The following is a 15253-nucleotide window of genomic DNA, read 5'->3' as shown; positions in this document are numbered from 1 at the left end:
TCGCACCGTACGGACGCTGTCTGAGAGGTCCCTTAATGATCCTTCTGAGAGGCACGCGCGCGTGCCTCACGTGCCGCACGCCACTCGGGCGCGAGCACGGCCCACACCTCGATGTCCTGGCGGACACCCCGGTGGAGGGAGCTTTCGCGCAGCACGCCCTCACGCATCATGCCGAGTCGCCGGGCGGCGTTGACACTCGGGGTGTTGGCGGACGAGGCGTGCCATTCCACGCGGTGCATGCCGCGCTCGTCGAACGCCCAGTCGATCAGGACCCGGGCACCGCGTGCGACCAGGCCCCGGCCCGTTCCAGCAGGCTCCAGCCAGCAGCCGATCTCGCAGACGCCGGTGGCGGCGTCGAAGACCCGGAAGAGCAGTCCGCCGACGAGCTTGCCGTCCAGCCACAGTCCGTGCAGGAAGCCGCTGTCGGCGGCGTGCCGGTCGGCGTAGGCCTGGAGGATCTCCCGGGCGGAGGCCACGTCGGTGGCCTTGGCGCCGAAGGGGATGTGCTGCGTGATGAACTCCCTGCCCCGCTCCAGGTGGGCCAGGAACTCCTCGGCGTGCCAGGTCTCCAGGGGGCGCAGTTCGGCTCCGTCGTCACCCAGTGGTATCGCGTACATCCCGGTGTCGCTCCTCCTCCGCAAGGACGTCCGCCACCTCGGCGTCCGTCGCCGCGGCCAGCCTCTCATGGGCGAGGCGGCACTCGGGCGGCTCGATGCTGATGCGGGGCAGGAGCTTGTCCAGGCGGCGCGGCAGCCACCAGTTGGCGCCGCCGAGCAGGTGCATCAGGGCCGGTACCAGGAGGGTGCGCAGGACGAAGGCGTCCAGGGCCACGGCTGCGGCCAGCGCGATGCCGAACATGGCGATGACCCGGTCGCCGCTGAGGACGAAGGCGAGGAAGACCGAGATCATGATGACCGCGGCGGAGTTGATCACCCGGCTGGTCTCGGCGAGGCCGACCCGGACGGCGCGGCGGTTGTCGCCGGTCTCCAGCCACTCCTCGTACATCCGGCTGACCAGGAAGACCTGGTAGTCCATGGAGAGGCCGAAGAGCACCGACACCATGATCACGGGGAGGAAGGGTTCGATCGGGCCGGCGCTGCCCAGGCCCAGCAGCTCGCTCCCCCAGCCCCACTGGAAGATCGCCACGACGACGCCGAAGGACGCGGCGACGGCGGCGACGTTCATCGCGGCGGCCTTGACCGGGATGCCGATCGAGCGGAAGGCCAGCAGGAGCAGCAGGCAGCCGAGGCCCACGACGACGCCGACGAAGAGGGGCAGCTTGCCGACGATGACGTCGGCGAAGTCGTCGTAGCCGGCCGTCACGCCGCCGACGTGCACGTCGAGCGCGGTGCCGTTCTCCGCGCGCGGCAGCACCTCGGAGCGCAGCCGCTCGACCAGCTCGCTGGTGTCCGGGGACTGCGGGGAGGACTCGGGGACGACGGTGAGGTACGCGGTGTCGCCGGCCGAGTTGTACGACACCGGGGTCACCGAGGAGACGCCCTCGGTGGTGCGCAGGCCGGCGTCAAGGTTGTCCAGGGCGAGCCGGTCCTCGGCGCCGCCGACCTCGGTGACCAGGGTGAGGGGGCCGTTCACACCGGGGCCGAAGCCCTCGGCGAGGAGGTCGTAGGCCTGGCGGGTCGTGCTGCTCCGGGGGTCGTTGCCCTGGTCGGAGGTGCCCAGGCGCAGGCCGAGGGTGGGCAGGGCGAGGACGGTGATGACGACGAGCGCGAGGGCGCCGAGCAGCTTGGGGTGGCGTTCCACGAACGCCGACCAGCGGGCGGCGAACCCGGTCGGCAGCTCGGGCTCGGGCCCGTGCTCCGCGAGCCGGCGCCGCTCCCGCCGGCTCAGGGCGCGCGGGCCGATGTACGACAGCAGCGCCGGCAGCAGCGTCACGGAGGCGGCGACGGTGAGGACGACGGTGAGCGAGGCGGCGATGGCCACGCCGTTCAGGAAGCTGAGCCGGAGGATCAGCATGCCCAGCAGCGCGATGCAAACGGTGGCACCCGCGAAGGCGACCGCCCGTCCGGTGGTCGCGACGGCGTTCTCGGCGGCCTCGGCGACCGTGAGGCCGCGCTTCAGCCCGCGCCGGTGTCTGGTGACGATGAAGAGCGCGTAGTCGATGCCGACGCCGAGTCCGATGAGGGTGCCCAGCATGGGCGCGAAGTCGGCGACGGTCATGGCGTGGCCGAGCAGGGTGATGCCGGCGTAGGCGGTGCCGACGGAGACCAGCGCGGTGGCGATGGGCAGCAGGGAGGCGGCAAGGGAGCCGAAGGCGAGGAAGAGGACGACGGCGGCGACGGCCACGCCGACGGCCTCGGCGAGGTGGCCGTCCGGCGCCTCGGTGAGCGCGACGGCGCTGCCGCCCAGCTCGACCTGGAGCCCGTCGGTCCCGGCCGCCTTCGCGGTGTCGACGACGGCCCGCGCCTCGGCCGGGTCGACGTCCTGGGAGGCGTCCTCGAAGGTGACCGAGGCGTAGGCCGTGTGGGCGTTCTCGCTGATCCGCGGCGAGTCGGCGTCGTCGTAGGGGTTGGTCACCGAGGCCACGCCCGGGAGGTCCGCGACGCGGTCCAGGGTGCGGGTCATCGTCTGTTCGACGTCGGTGGCGCGCACGGTGTCGGTCGTCGTGTGCCAGACGATCGTGTCACTGTCGCCACCCAGGCCGGGGAAGCCGGAGGTGAGCAGCCGGGAGGCACGGTCGGAGTCGGTGCCGGGCACGCCGTAGTCGTTGGAGTACGCCGATCCCGCGACGCCGGCGGCCGCGGCGACCCCGCCGAAGGCGAGGAGCCAGAGCAGGACGGTGACGAGACGACGTCGAACACACCAGCGTGCGAGGGCTGCCACGAACGTGCTCCCAGGTGTCTGATTGTGGATCTTTGACCGGGAACAGTCTTCCTTGGTGTGAACCGCCCGCAAAGAACGCATGAGCAATGCGAAGTCACTCTTGCAGGCGAAAGTGATCGTTTGCCGACTTAGTGGGCTTATTCACAACAGTGGCCCTGGGGAACTCGTCGTGGTGACGCGTTCCCCAGGGCCATCGGTGCCGGGCGGCGGGAGTGCCGGGTGCTCAGCCCTCGGACACGCCCAGCTTCTCCAGGATCAGCTCCTTGACGCGGGCCGCGTCCGCCTGTCCCCGGGTCGCCTTCATGACGGCGCCGACCAGGGCACCGGCCGCGGCCACCTTGCCGCCGCGGATCTTGTCGGCGATGGCCGGGTTGCCGGCGATGGCCTCGTCGACGGCGGTGGTGAGCGCGCCCTCGTCGGAGACGACCTTCAGTCCGCGCTTGTCGACGACCTCGTCCGGGGTGCCCTCACCGGCGAGGACGCCCTCGATGACCTGGCGGGCCAGCTTGTCGTTCAGGTCGCCCTTGGTGACCAGCTCGGCGACCCGGGCCACCTGGGCCGGCGTGATCGCCAGCTCGTCCAGCGCCTTGCCGGACTCGTTGGCGGCGCGGGCCAGCTCGCCCATCCACCACTTGCGGGCGGAGGCCGCGTCGGCGCCGGCGTCGATCGTGGCGACGATCGGGTCCAGCGCGCCGGCGTTGAGGATCGACTGCATGTCGGTGCCGGTGATCCCCCACTCCTCGCGGAGCCGGTTGCGGCGCACCAGCGGCAGCTCGGGCAGGGCGGAACGGATCTCCTCCACCCACTCGCGGGACGGGGCGACCGGCACCAGGTCGGGCTCCGGGAAGTACCGGTAGTCCTCCGCCTCCTCCTTCACGCGGCCGGAGGTCGTGGACCCCGTGTCCTCGTGGAAGTGGCGGGTCTCCTGGATGATCGTGCCGCCGCCGCTGAGCACCGCCGCGTGGCGCTGGATCTCGAAGCGGGCCGCGCGCTCGACGGAGCGCAGCGAGTTGACGTTCTTCGTCTCGCTGCGGGTGCCGAACTTCTCGGTGCCGTGCGGGCGCAGCGACAGGTTCACGTCGCAGCGCATCTGGCCCATCTCCATGCGGGCCTCGGAGACGCCGAGGGCACGGATGAGCTCGCGCAGCTCACGGACGTAGGCCCGGGCGACCTCGGGGGCGCGCTCGCCCGCGCCCTCGATCGGCTTGGTCACGATCTCGATGAGCGGGATGCCGGCGCGGTTGTAGTCGAGGAGGGAGTGCGAGGCGCCGTGGATACGGCCCGTCGCGCCACCGACGTGCGTCGACTTGCCGGTGTCCTCCTCCATGTGGGCGCGCTCGATCTGGACGCGGAAGGTCTCCCCGTCCTCCAGCTGCACGTCGAGGTAGCCGTCGAAGGCGATCGGCTCGTCGTACTGGGAGGTCTGGAAGTTCTTCGGCATGTCCGGATAGAAGTAGTTCTTCCGGGCGAAGCGGCACCATTCGGCGATCTCGCAGTTCAGCGCGAGACCGATCTTGATCGCCGACTCGACGCCGGTCGCGTTGACGACCGGGAGCGCGCCGGGCATGCCGAGGCAGACGGGGCAGGTCTGGGTGTTCGGGTCGGCGCCGAGCGCGGTCGAACAGCCGCAGAACATCTTGGTCTTGGTGCCGAGTTCGACATGGACCTCGAGGCCCATGACGGGGTCGTACGACGCCAGCGCGTCCTCGTACGACACCAGGTCGGTCGTGGTGGTCACGGTGTAACTTCCCTCTCAGCCCAGCAGGACGTCGTCGTCGCCCAGGCGCTTCAGCTCGCGGTAGAGCAGGGCGAGGCCGGTGACGACGCCGGCCGCGGTGACGACGGCGTCGGCGAGGCGCAGCGTGTCGTTCTCCACGCGGGCCTTCTTGATCTGCTTGGCCACGCCGATCGCGCCGAACGCGGTGGCGGCCATGGACATGTACGTACCGGACTTGGACTTCTTGAAGCCCTTGGCCTTGGACAGTGCGCTCACAGCGACGGTGCCTCCTCGATCAGCGGGTGGCCCCACTTTTCCACGAAGGCGGCCTCGACGGCGGCGCCGACCTTGTAGAGCCGGTCGTCCTTCATGGCGGGGGCGATGATCTGCAGCCCCACCGGCAGGTTGTCCTCCGGCGCGAGGCCGCAGGGCAGCGACATGGCCGCGTTGCCCGCCAGGTTGGTGGGGATGGTGCACAGGTCGGCCAGGTACATCGCCATCGGGTCGTCGGCGCGCTCGCCGATCGGGAAGGCGGTGGTCGGCGTCGTCGGGGAGACGATCACGTCGACCTGCTCGAAGGCCTGCTCGAACTCCTGCTTGATCAGGGTGCGGACCTTCTGGGCGCTGCCGTAGTACGCGTCGTAGTAGCCGCTCGACAGGGCGTACGTGCCGAGCATGACGCGGCGCTTGACCTCGGGACCGAAGCCGGCCTCGCGGGTCAGGGAGGTGACCTCCTCGGCGGAGTGGGTGCCGTCGTCGCCGGTCCTGAGGCCGTAGCGCAGGCCGTCGAAGCGGGCGAGGTTGGAGGAGCACTCCGATGGCGCGATCAGGTAGTACGCGGAGAGCGCGAGGTCGAAGGACGGGCAGTCCAGCTCGACGATCTCGGCGCCCAGCTCCTTCAGCAGCTCGACGGACTCGTCGAAGCGCTGGACGACACCGGCCTGGTAGCCCTCGCCGCGGAACTGCTTGACGACACCGACGCGCATGCCCTGGACGCTGCCGTTGCGGGCGGCCTCGACGACCGCGGGGACCGGGGCGTCGATGGAGGTGGAGTCCATCGGGTCGTGCCCGGCGATCACCTCGTGCAGCAGGGCCGCGTCCAGGACCGTGCGGGCGCAGGGGCCGCCCTGGTCGAGGGAGGAGGAGAACGCCACCATGCCGTAGCGGGAGACGCCGCCGTAGGTCGGCTTGACGCCGACCGTGCCGGTGACGGCCGCGGGCTGGCGGATGGAGCCGCCGGTGTCGGTGCCGATGGCGAGCGGGGCCTGGAAGGCCGCGAGGGCGGCGGAGGAGCCGCCGCCGGAGCCACCGGGGATCTTGGTGAGGTCCCAGGGGTTGCCGGTCGGGCCGTAGGCGCTGTTCTCGGTGGAGGACCCCATGGCGAACTCGTCCATGTTGGTCTTGCCGAGGATGACGACGTCGGCGTCCTTGAGGCGCTTGGTGACGGTCGCGTCGTACGGCGGGATCCAGCCTTCGAGGATCTTCGAGCCGACGGTCGTGGGCACGCCCTCGGTGGTGAAGATGTCCTTGAGCGCGAGCGGCACGCCGGCCAGCGGGCCGAGCTTCTCGCCGCGCTCGCGCTTGGCGTCCACGGCGCGGGCCTGGGCCAGGGCGCCCTCGCGGTCCACGTGCAGGAAGGCGTGCACCTTCTCGTCGACGGCCTCGATGCGGGCCAGGTGGGCCTCGGTGACCTCGACCGCGGTCAGCTCGCCGGAGGCGATCTTCTCGGCGATCTCGGCCGCGGTGAGCTTGATGATGTCGCTCATGGCGTTACTCCTCCCCCAGGATCTGCGGCACCTTGAAACGCTGCTGCTCCTGGGCCGGGGCGCCGGAGAGCGCCTGCTCGGGCGTGAGCGACGGACGGACCTCGTCCGGCCGCATGACGTTCGTCAGCGGGAGCGGGTGCGAGGTCGGCGGTACGTCTTGGTCGGCGACCTCACTGACGCGGGCGACCGCGCCGATGATGTCGTCCAGCTGTCCCGCGAAGTGATCGAGCTCTTCGGGCTTCAGCTCCAGACGCGCCAGCCGGGCGAGGTGGGCGACCTCCTCGCGCGTGATGCCAGGCATGCAGCGTTCCTCTGGGGTGAGTGTGTGGTTGGGGCAAATCGGCTTTGGCAAGTCGGTTCGGCCCAATCCTATGGGGCGGCGCCCCGTGCCCGTGAAACGGTTTCCCCCGCCGTCCGCTCGGCCCGCCGCGCGTGCCGGGTCCCGCGGGGGTGCCCCGGGCGCCCCGGGCCCGGTGCGGAGCGTCAGCCGACCCGGCCCGGGTCGTCCCCCGCCGCCGCGGGGAGCGCGGCGGCGGGCCGCTGCCAGCCGCGGGCGCCACGGGCCAGCAGCCAGGCGGTGGTCTCCTCCGGCGGCATCGCGGCGGCGACCAGCCAGCCCTGTACGGCGTCGCAGCCGAGGTCGCGCAGGCGTTCCCAGGTCTCGTCGTCCTCCACGCCCTCGGCGACGACCAGCAGGCCGAGGGAGTGCGCGAGGTCGACGGTGCAGCGCACGATCTCGGCGTCCTCGTTGTCGATGGCCAGCCGGGCCACGAACGAGCGGTCGATCTTCAGCTCGCTGACAGGGAGGCGGCGCAGGTGGACCAGGGAGGAGTACCCGGTGCCGAAGTCGTCCAGGGACATCTTGACGCCGTGTCCGGTCAGGGCGTTGAGGGTGTCGGCGGCGCGCTGCGGGTCCTCCAGGAGGACGTGCTCGGTGATCTCCAGTTGGAGGGCTCCGGCCGGGACGCCGTGCCGGGCGAGCCGGGCGGCGACCGAGCCGGCGAAGCCGGGGGTGTGCACGTCGCGCGGGGAGACGTTGACCGCGACGGGCACGAACAGGCCCTGGGAGCGCCAGTGGGCGACCTGTTCGAGCGCCGTCTCCAGTACGTACTCGGTGAGGTGGGGCATCAGCCCGGACGACTCGGCGATCGCTATGAACTCGTCCGGCGGCACCTTGCCCCGCTCGGGGTGCACCCACCGCACCAGCGCCTCCAGACCGGCCACGTGCCCGTCGAAGCGGACCTTGGGCTGGTAGTGCAGCTGCACCTCGTGGGCGTCCAGGGCGCGGCGCAGGTCGCCGAGCAGGCCGAGCCGGTCCGGGGTGTTGGAGTCCCGCTTGGACTCGTAGACCTCCACGCCCGTGCGGTCCCGCTTCGCCTGGTACATCGCCACGTCCGCGCGGCGCAGCAGCCCCTCGGCGTCCAGCGCGTGGTCGGGGAAGACGGCGACACCGGCGCTGGCCTCCAGGACGAGGGTGAGCCCGTCCAGGTCCATCGGGGAGCTGAGCGCGCCGACCAGTCCCCGGGCGATCCGGGTCGCCGACGTGGTCGAATCGGCGACGGGCAGTAAGACGGCGAACTCGTCGCCGCCGAGCCGCGCGGCCTCCGCCCCGCGCGGCAGGGCCTGCCGCAGCCGGTCGGCGGTCTGCAGCAGCAGCCGGTCGCCGGCGAGGTGTCCGAGGGTGTCGTTGACCGAACGGAAGCGGTCCAGGTCGATCAGCATCAGGGCGGCGCGGGCGCCGATGCGCTCGGCGTCGTCCAGCGCGGTCCAGGTGCGCTCCAGCAGCCACTGCCGGTTGGGCAGTCCGGTGAGCGGGTCGCGCAGCTGCTCCTCGGCGCGGGCGCGGGCGATCCACAGGGTGTAGTCGAGGGCGATCAGCGGAATGGCGAACAGCGGCAGCAGCAGCGGCTTGGCGACGGCCACCACGCAGACCAGCGGGGCGATGCCGAGCAGCGCGACGGCGACCAGGCCCTGTCTGACCAGGGCGGTGCGGGCGACGGTGGGCAGGCCGGCGCGCGGTGTCTGCAGGTACCACAGCAGGGCCCGGGTGACGGCGAGGTACGCGACGGCGACGAGCACCACCTTGGGCGCCGCGTACACCCCCCAGGTGTCCGGGTCCCAGGGTTCCTCCACGGACGGCACGGAGCCGCAGACACCGAGCAGCACCGCCCCCGCGGCGATGCCGAGGATGTCCACCGCGCCGTGCAGGACGCCGTGCCGCCAGCGGCCCCGCCGGGCTATGCCGACCAGGACGACGACGGTGAGGCTGACCATGCCGGCCGGAACCCAGCCGTACAGCAGCAGGACGGCGAGGGTGAGGGCGGCGCCGGAGCCGGTGCCGCCCCACCAGCGGGAGCGGCCGAGCATGACCAGGTGGCCGACGACGACGCCGGTCAGCACGGCCAGCGCCCAGCCGGCGGTGCCGGACGGGAAGAGCGCGTGTCCGCCGGTGAACGCCCGGTAGAAGCCGGCGCCCAGCACGAAGGCGGCGGCCGCGACGACCGCCGAGGGCAACGCGGGCCAGGACAGGTGCCGTTCCCCGTCCGGGTCGGGGCCGGTGAGCGCGGGGGCGTGGCCGGGGCGCGACGGTGCGGAGCCGGGGCCGGGGCCGGGGACATGGGACGCCGGGCCGGGGACGTCGGCCGTCCCTCCCGAGCCGTGGCCGTCGGCCGACCACGCCCGGCCGCGGCCGGGCGGCGGCGCGGAGGCACGGGCGTCCGCCGCGGGGCGCGGTGCGCCACCGCTCCGCTGCCCGAACCACCGGCTCACGGGCCACGCGCCCACCATGCGGCGCAGGCGCAGCCGTGAGCCCTCGGCGGCGCTCTCGGTCGGTTCCATTCCCGTCCCTCTCACAGCCGGCGGTGCCCACACCACGCGGCCCCCGCCTCGACCACCCTCAACGGTTCCGCGTTGGAGAACCCTTCCCTCCGCCCCTCAGGCGCAGGGGGATGCCCCGACCGCAGCTGGGCACGGCAGGCGCACACCTCAACAGTAGGCCGCGGAAGGCTTCCAGGGGCACCGGTCGTCGACGGTTGCCCGAATGCGACCCGGCCTCCCGTATGCATCTGGTATGCGCCGATCGGGTGGCCTTCAACCGCTATTCCTCGGCCGAAAGCGCGACTTCGGCCGCCGCCTCGGGTCCCCGGTCGAGCAGGACGGTGAAACCGTCCTCGTTCAGAACCGGCACCTTCAGTTGCACGGCCTTGTCGTATTTGGACCCCGGGTTGTCACCGACCACCACGAACGAGGTCTTCTTGGAGACCGATCCGGTCACCTTGGCGCCCCTGCTCTGCAGGGCGTCCTTCGCTCCGTCCCGGGTGAAGTTCTCCAGGGTGCCGGTGACGACGACGGTGAGTCCTTCGAGCGGGCGCGGGCCCTCGTCCTCGCCGGTCGACTGCTCCTCCAGCGGGACTCCGGCCGCCTTCCACTTGCGGACGATCTCGCGGTGCCAGTCCTCGGCGAACCACTCCTTGACGGCGGCGGCGATGGTACCGCCCACTCCGTCCGCGAGCGCCAGCTCCTCCTCGGTGGCCTGCTCGATCCGGTCGATGGAGCGGAACTCCCGGGCCAGCGCCTGGGCGGCCACCGGCCCCACGTACCGGATGGAGAGGCCGTTGATGAAGCGGGCCAGCGGGCGGGTCTTGGCCTCCTCGATGTACTTGAGCAGGGCGAGGGTGTTCTTCTTCGGCTCGCCCTCCTTGTTGGCGAAGACCGTGGCGATCTTCTCCTCGCCCGTCCTGGGGTCGCGCTTGGGCAGTCCGCTGTCCGGGTCGAGGACGTAGGCCTTGATCGGCAGCAGTTTCTCGACGGTGAGGTCGAAGAGGTCGCCCTCGTCCACCAGCGGCGGGTCGGCCGGCTCCAGCGGTCCGGTCAGCGCGGCCGCCACGACACCGCCGAAGTGCTCGATGTCCAGGCACTCACGGCCGGCGAGGTAGGCGACGCGCTCGCGCAACTGGGCCGGGCACGTGCGGGCGTTGGGGCAGCGGAGGTCGATGTCGCCCTCCTTCATGGCCCGCAGCGGCGTCCCGCACTCGGGGCACTGGGCCGGCATCACGAACTCCCGCTCGCTGCCGTCCCGCAGGTCGGCGACCGGGCCGAGGATCTCCGGGATGACGTCACCGGCCTTGCGCAGCACCACGGTGTCGCCGATGAGGACGCCCTTGGCCTTGACGACCTCCTGGTTGTGCAGCGTGGCGAACTCCACCTCGCTGCCGGCCACGGTGACCGGCTCGACCTGCGCGTACGGCGTGACGCGGCCGGTGCGGCCGACACCGACCTTGATGTCGATGAGCTTGGTGTTGACCTCCTCCGGCGCGTACTTGTACGCGATGGCCCAGCGGGGCGCGCGGGCCGTGGAGCCGAGCCGTCCCTGGAGGCGGATCTCGTCGAGCTTGACGACGACGCCGTCGATCTCGTGGGCCACCGAGTGCCGGTTCTCGCCGTAGTGGGCGATGAACTGGCGTACGCCGTCGAGGCCGTCGACCACCCTGTTGTGCGGGGAGGTGGGCAGGCCCCAGGTCTTGAGCAGGTCGTAGGCCTGGGAGAGGCGGGTCATGCCCTTGTACCCCTCCAGGACGCCGATTCCGTGGACCACCATGTGCAGCGGGCGGGTGGCGGTGACGCGCGGGTCCTTCTGGCGCAGCGAACCGGCCGCCGCGTTGCGCGGGTTGGCGAAGGGCTTGTCCCCCGCCTCGTTCAACCGGGCGTTGAGCTCCTGGAACTTCTCCATCGGGAAGTAGACCTCACCGCGGATCTCCACGAGGTCGGGGACCTCGTCGCCCTTCAGGCGGTCCGGGATCTCGGCGATGGTGCGGACGTTGGGGGTGATGTCCTCGCCGGTGCGGCCGTCGCCGCGGGTGGCGGCGCGGACGAGGCGGCCGCGCTCGTAGGTGAGGTTGACGGCGAGTCCGTCGACCTTCAGCTCGCACAGGAAGTGGTACTCCTGCTCGCCCAGCTCCTTGGCGATGCGCTCGGTCCAGGCGGCCATCTCCTCGTCGTTGAAGGTGTTGTCGAGGGAGAGCATCCGGGAGCGGTGCTCGACGGCCGTGAACTCCGTCTCGTAGGAGCCGGCGACCTTCTGGGTCGGGGAGTCCGGGGTGCGCAGTTCCGGGTACCGCTCCTCCAGCTCCTCCAGGGAGCGCAGCAGCCGGTCGAAGTCCGCGTCGCTGACGACGGGGGCGTCGTTCACGTAGTACCGGAAGCGGTGCTCCTCGATCTGCTCAGCGAGCTGCACGTGCTTCTCCCGCGCCTCGGCGGGCACGTTCGTCGTCTCCGCTTGCTTGTCGCCGGCCACCGTGTTGTCCTCCCGTTACTCTGGGTTGTCCGCGAGGGATCTCGCCGCCCGGACGCAGTGGGCGAGGGCCCGGCGGGCGTACTCGGGGGACGCGCCCGCGAGTCCGCACGACGGCGTGACGGTGACCGCCTCCGCGAGAAGCCCCGGATGCAGCCCCAGCCTGCGCCACAGCGTTCTGACACCCATGACGCTACCGGCAGGGTCTGACAATGCGGTGTCCGTGCCCGGGACGACACCGGCGAACAGGCGGGTGCCGCCCTCGACCGCTTCGCCGATCGCCTCGTCGTCACGCTCGGTGAGGAGCGAGAAGTCGAAGGAGACACCGGCGACGCCCGCCCGGCGCAGCAGGGCGAAGGGCACGTCGGGGGCGCAGGAGTGGACGACGGCCGGGCCGTCGGCGTGGACGGCGACGAGGTCGCGCAGGGCGGACTCGGCGACCTGCCGGTCGACGGCGCGGTGGGTGCGGTAGCCGCTGGCGGTGCGCACCTGGCCGCGCAGGACGGCGGTGAGGGACGGCTCGTCGAGCTGGAGGACGATGCGGGCGCCGGGCACGCGGCGCCGCACCTCGGCCAGGTGGAGGCGCAGGCCCTCGGCCAGCGAGGCGGCGAGGTCGCGACAGGCGCCGGCGTCGGACAGGACGGCCTCGCCGTTGCGCAGTTCCAGGGCGGCGGCGAGGGTCCAGGGGCCGACGGCCTGGACCTTGAGCGGCCCTTCATGGCCCTGGGTGAACTCCTCCAGGGCGTCGAGGTCCTCCCCGAGCCACGCACGGGCCCGTTTGGTGTCCCGGCCCGGGCGGTCGCCGAGGCGCCAGCCGCTGGGCTCCACGCGCGCGTACAGCTCGACCAGCAGGCCGGCGGTGCGGCCGATCATGTCGGCGCCGGGGCCGCGGGCGGGCAGCTCGGGGAGGAAGGGGAAGTCCTCGAAGGTGCCGGTGGCGGTCTTGGCGGCCTCGCGGGCGTCCTGGCCCGGCAGGGAGCCGATGCCGGTGGCGGGGCCGAAGCGCAGGTTGTCGTTCACAGAGGGAAGCGTACGCAGTGTGGTGAGAAGAGTTTCGCCCCAGCCGCCCCCTGCCCTTCCCGCCCCGCCGGACGGGCTGGACAACCGCTGCTTACCTTCCCGGACGCACCGTCAGGTCGTTGACCTCCGCGTCCCTCGGGAGGTCCAGGGCCATCAGGATCGTCGTGGCCACCGACTCGGGGTCGATCCACCGCGCGGGGTCGTACTCCTTGCCCTCCTGCCGGTGGACCTTGGCCTGCATGGGGCTGGCGGTGCGGCCCGGGTAGACCGAGGTGACGCGGACGCCGTTGGCGTGCTCCTCGTGGCGGAGGGAGTCGGCGAGGGCCTTCAGGCCGTGCTTGGAGGCCGCGTACGCGGACCAGCCGGCGTGGGCGTTGAGGCCGGAACCGGAGTTCACGAACAGCACGTGGCCCTGGGCGACGCGGAGCTGGGGCAGGAAGAGGCGGGTCAGCTCGGCCGGGGCGACCAGGTTGACGTTGAGCTGGTTGCGCCAGGTCTTCGGGGTGAGGTCGCCGACCGCACCGAGGTCGACGACGCCGGCGATGTGCAGCAGCGAGTCCACGCGGTCGGGCAGCGTCTGGTGGGAGAAGGCCCAGGAGAGCTTGTCCGGGTCCGCCAGGTCACCGACCAGTGTCCTCGCGCCGGGAAGCGCCGCCGCCAGTTCCTTCGCGCGGCCCGCGTCGCGCGCGTGCAGCACGATCTCGTCGCCGCGTTCGTGCAGGCGGCGGGCGACGGCCGCGCCGATGCCGGAGCCCGCTCCGGTGATCACATGTGTAGCCATGCCCGCCATGCTCGCATCACCGGCGCCTCACTCGATGCCCTGGCTCTCCTCCAGGTAGGCGAGCGCGCCGACCGGCTCCTCGGCGAAGAACACCAGCTCGGTGAGGGGGCGGGGCAGGAACCCCTCGTCCTCCATGCGGCGGAACTGCTCCTTGAGACCGTCGTAGAAGCCCGCCGTGTTGAGCAGGACGACGGGCTTGTCGGTGTGCCCGTGCTTCTTGAGCTCCAGGATCTCGGTCGCCTCGTCCAGCGTGCCGGTGCCGCCCACCATGATCACCACGGCGTCGGCCTTCTCCAGCAGCAGCCGCTTGCGCTCGGCGAGGTCCCGCGTGACGACCATCTCGTCGGCGCCCTCGCGCGCCTTGGCCGCCAGGAAGTCGACCGAGACCCCGAGCAGGCGCCCTCCGGCCTCCTGCACGCCGTCGGCGACGACCTTCATCAGGCCGACGTCGGAACCGCCCCAGACGAGGGTGTGACCGCCCTTGCCCAGCAGTTCGGCGAACTCCCGCGCGGGGCGCGTGTAGCGCTCGTCGAGGTCGGCGGCGGAGAGGAAGACGCAGATGTTCATGGTCTCCACCGTACGGCGCGGCCCGGAGGGGAAGAACCCGGCCTCCCGGCACGCTGTAGTGACGGACACCACTGCCACCAGGAGGACGATCGTGACCAAGGGACTCAAGGGACACCGCATCACCGTCGAGCCCAGCGACCGGCACGTGCGCGTGGTGCACGGCGGGCAGGTGCTGGCGGAGAGCGACGCGGCGCTGGTGCTGCACGAGACGGGCTGTCCGGACCGGTACTACATCCCGGTCGGGGACGTGCGGACCGACCTGCTGACGCCGTCCGCCACGACCACTCACTGCCCCTTCAAGGGCGACGCGTCCTACTGGTCGCTGCCGGACGCGGCGGACCTGGTCTGGGCGTACCCGGACCCGAAGCCGGAGGTGGCGGAGATCAAGGGGCACTTCTGCTTCTACGACGTCGAGGTGTCCTGACCGATGAATCGCGTGCCGTGCGGCAGTCTGCACCAGCATGGAGAAGACGACTGTTTCACGTGACGGCACCCGGATCGCGTACGAACGCTCGGGGCGGGGGCCGGCGGTCGTGCTCGTCAGCGGCGCCATGTCGACGGGCGCCACGATGGCGCCGCTGGCCGCCGAGCTGTCGGGCCGCTTCGACGTCACCGTCTACGACCGCAGAGGGCGCGGCGAGAGCGGCGACACGGCGCCCTACGCCGTGGAGCGCGAGGTCGAGGACCTGGCGGCGCTGATCGAGGCGGTGGGTGGCGAGGCGTCGTTGTACGGCATCTCGTCGGGCGGCGCGCTGGCGCTCCGGGCGGCGGCGAGCGGGCTTCCGGTGCGCCGGGTCGCCGTGTACGAGGTGCCGTACGCCATGGACGACGCGGCGGTGCGGGCGGGCGCGGAGTACCGCGAGCGGTTGTCCGAGGCGCTCGGGCAGGGCCGGCGCGGGGACGCGGTGGAGCTGTTCCTGCGGCTGGCCGGCCTGGGCGAGGACATGATCCGGGGCGCCCGCGAGTCACCCATGTGGGCGGGCATGGAGTCGGTCGCGCCGAGTCTGGCCCACGACGCCGCGGTGATGGGCGACAACCGGGTGCCCCGGTCCTCGATCGCCTCCGTCGGCTGTCCCGTGCTGGCCCTGGCGGGCGGCGCGAGCGACGCGTGGTGGCACGACGCGGCACGCGCGGTCGCCGAGGCGGCTGCCGACGGCACGTACGGCACCGTCGAGCGGCAGACCCACATGGTGGAGCCGGTGATGCTGGCGCCGGTGCTGACGGAGTTCTTCGGGCGGTGACCGGGGCGGAGGTCAGGGCCCGCCCGGTGC

General features: G+C 72.0%; 13 protein-coding genes. 2 read left to right on the top strand and 11 right to left on the bottom strand.

What is annotated here, in order from left to right:
* Positions 1-32: 32 nt before the first annotated feature.
* From ACFW47_RS27730 to ACFW47_RS27680, 11 genes are all read right to left on the bottom strand, one after another.
* Positions 33-617, bottom strand: a complete 585-nt coding sequence (locus ACFW47_RS27730; protein WP_386284536.1) for a GNAT family N-acetyltransferase — start codon at positions 615-617, stop codon at positions 33-35.
* Positions 595-2841: an MMPL family transporter gene (locus ACFW47_RS27725; RefSeq protein WP_386307465.1), complete on the bottom strand. Its 2247-nt coding sequence runs from the start codon at positions 2839-2841 to the stop codon at positions 595-597. Before ACFW47_RS27725 ends, ACFW47_RS27730 begins: the two co-directional genes overlap by 23 nt.
* A gap of 223 nt (positions 2842-3064) precedes the next feature.
* Complete coding sequence (gatB, locus tag ACFW47_RS27720; RefSeq protein WP_386284531.1) at positions 3065-4579, bottom strand: Asp-tRNA(Asn)/Glu-tRNA(Gln) amidotransferase subunit GatB; 1515 nt, start codon at positions 4577-4579, stop codon at positions 3065-3067.
* 15 nt (positions 4580-4594) lie between these two features.
* A complete protein-coding gene (locus ACFW47_RS27715) occupies positions 4595-4834 on the bottom strand; it encodes a hypothetical protein (RefSeq protein WP_073731658.1) in 240 nt (79 codons plus the stop codon).
* A complete protein-coding gene (gene gatA / locus ACFW47_RS27710; RefSeq protein WP_386307464.1) occupies positions 4831-6324 on the bottom strand; it encodes an Asp-tRNA(Asn)/Glu-tRNA(Gln) amidotransferase subunit GatA in 1494 nt (497 codons plus the stop codon). Before gatA ends, ACFW47_RS27715 begins: the two co-directional genes overlap by 4 nt.
* 4 nt (positions 6325-6328) lie before the next feature.
* Positions 6329-6625 carry an Asp-tRNA(Asn)/Glu-tRNA(Gln) amidotransferase subunit GatC gene (gene gatC / locus ACFW47_RS27705; protein WP_004925108.1) on the bottom strand — a complete coding sequence of 99 codons (297 nt, stop codon included), beginning with the start codon at positions 6623-6625 and terminating at the stop codon, positions 6329-6331.
* A gap of 182 nt (positions 6626-6807) precedes the next feature.
* Positions 6808-9162 (bottom strand): putative bifunctional diguanylate cyclase/phosphodiesterase, encoded by a 2355-nt coding sequence (locus ACFW47_RS27700; RefSeq protein WP_386307463.1) that lies wholly within the window; start codon positions 9160-9162, stop codon positions 6808-6810.
* A 259-nt stretch (positions 9163-9421) separates the two neighbouring features.
* Complete coding sequence (gene ligA, locus ACFW47_RS27695; protein WP_386307462.1) at positions 9422-11617, bottom strand: NAD-dependent DNA ligase LigA; 2196 nt, start codon at positions 11615-11617, stop codon at positions 9422-9424.
* A gap of 15 nt (positions 11618-11632) precedes the next feature.
* Positions 11633-12634 carry a methionine synthase gene (locus ACFW47_RS27690; protein ID WP_386307461.1) on the bottom strand — a complete coding sequence of 334 codons (1002 nt, stop codon included), beginning with the start codon at positions 12632-12634 and terminating at the stop codon, positions 11633-11635.
* A 91-nt stretch (positions 12635-12725) separates the two neighbouring features.
* Positions 12726-13415, bottom strand: a complete 690-nt coding sequence (locus ACFW47_RS27685; RefSeq protein WP_386284518.1) for an SDR family oxidoreductase — start codon at positions 13413-13415, stop codon at positions 12726-12728.
* 27 nt (positions 13416-13442) lie between these two features.
* Positions 13443-13982: a TIGR00730 family Rossman fold protein gene (locus ACFW47_RS27680; RefSeq protein ID WP_386285069.1), complete on the bottom strand. Its 540-nt coding sequence runs from the start codon at positions 13980-13982 to the stop codon at positions 13443-13445.
* 91 nt (positions 13983-14073) lie between these two features.
* Between ACFW47_RS27680 and ACFW47_RS27675 the strand changes: the two genes are divergently transcribed.
* Positions 14074-14406, top strand: a complete 333-nt coding sequence (locus ACFW47_RS27675; protein WP_386307459.1) for a DUF427 domain-containing protein — start codon at positions 14074-14076, stop codon at positions 14404-14406.
* A 37-nt stretch (positions 14407-14443) separates the two neighbouring features.
* Positions 14444-15223: an alpha/beta fold hydrolase gene (locus ACFW47_RS27670; protein WP_386284513.1), complete on the top strand. Its 780-nt coding sequence runs from the start codon at positions 14444-14446 to the stop codon at positions 15221-15223.
* The last annotated feature ends 30 nt before the right edge of the window (positions 15224-15253 follow it).

This window comes from Streptomyces sp. NPDC058796 (genome assembly GCF_042745235.1).
Classification (GTDB): Bacteria; Actinomycetota; Actinomycetes; order Streptomycetales; family Streptomycetaceae; genus Streptomyces.
This window is presented reverse-complemented; position numbering and strand designations above follow the sequence as displayed.

What these genes read in the sequence shown, in the direction of transcription:
- ACFW47_RS27730 (WP_386284536.1), bottom strand. Translation starts at nt 617, where the DNA reads ATGTACGCGATACCACTGGGTGACGACGGAGCCGAACTGCGCCCCCTG.
- ACFW47_RS27670 (WP_386284513.1), top strand. Translation starts at nt 14,444, where the DNA reads ATGGAGAAGACGACTGTTTCACGTGACGGCACCCGGATCGCGTACGAA.
- gatA (WP_386307464.1), bottom strand. Translation starts at nt 6,324, where the DNA reads ATGAGCGACATCATCAAGCTCACCGCGGCCGAGATCGCCGAGAAGATC.
- ACFW47_RS27680 (WP_386285069.1), bottom strand. Translation starts at nt 13,982, where the DNA reads ATGAACATCTGCGTCTTCCTCTCCGCCGCCGACCTCGACGAGCGCTAC.
- gatC (WP_004925108.1), bottom strand. Translation starts at nt 6,625, where the DNA reads ATGCCTGGCATCACGCGCGAGGAGGTCGCCCACCTCGCCCGGCTGGCG.
- ACFW47_RS27685 (WP_386284518.1), bottom strand. Translation starts at nt 13,415, where the DNA reads ATGGCTACACATGTGATCACCGGAGCGGGCTCCGGCATCGGCGCGGCC.
- ACFW47_RS27700 (WP_386307463.1), bottom strand. Translation starts at nt 9,162, where the DNA reads ATGGAACCGACCGAGAGCGCCGCCGAGGGCTCACGGCTGCGCCTGCGC.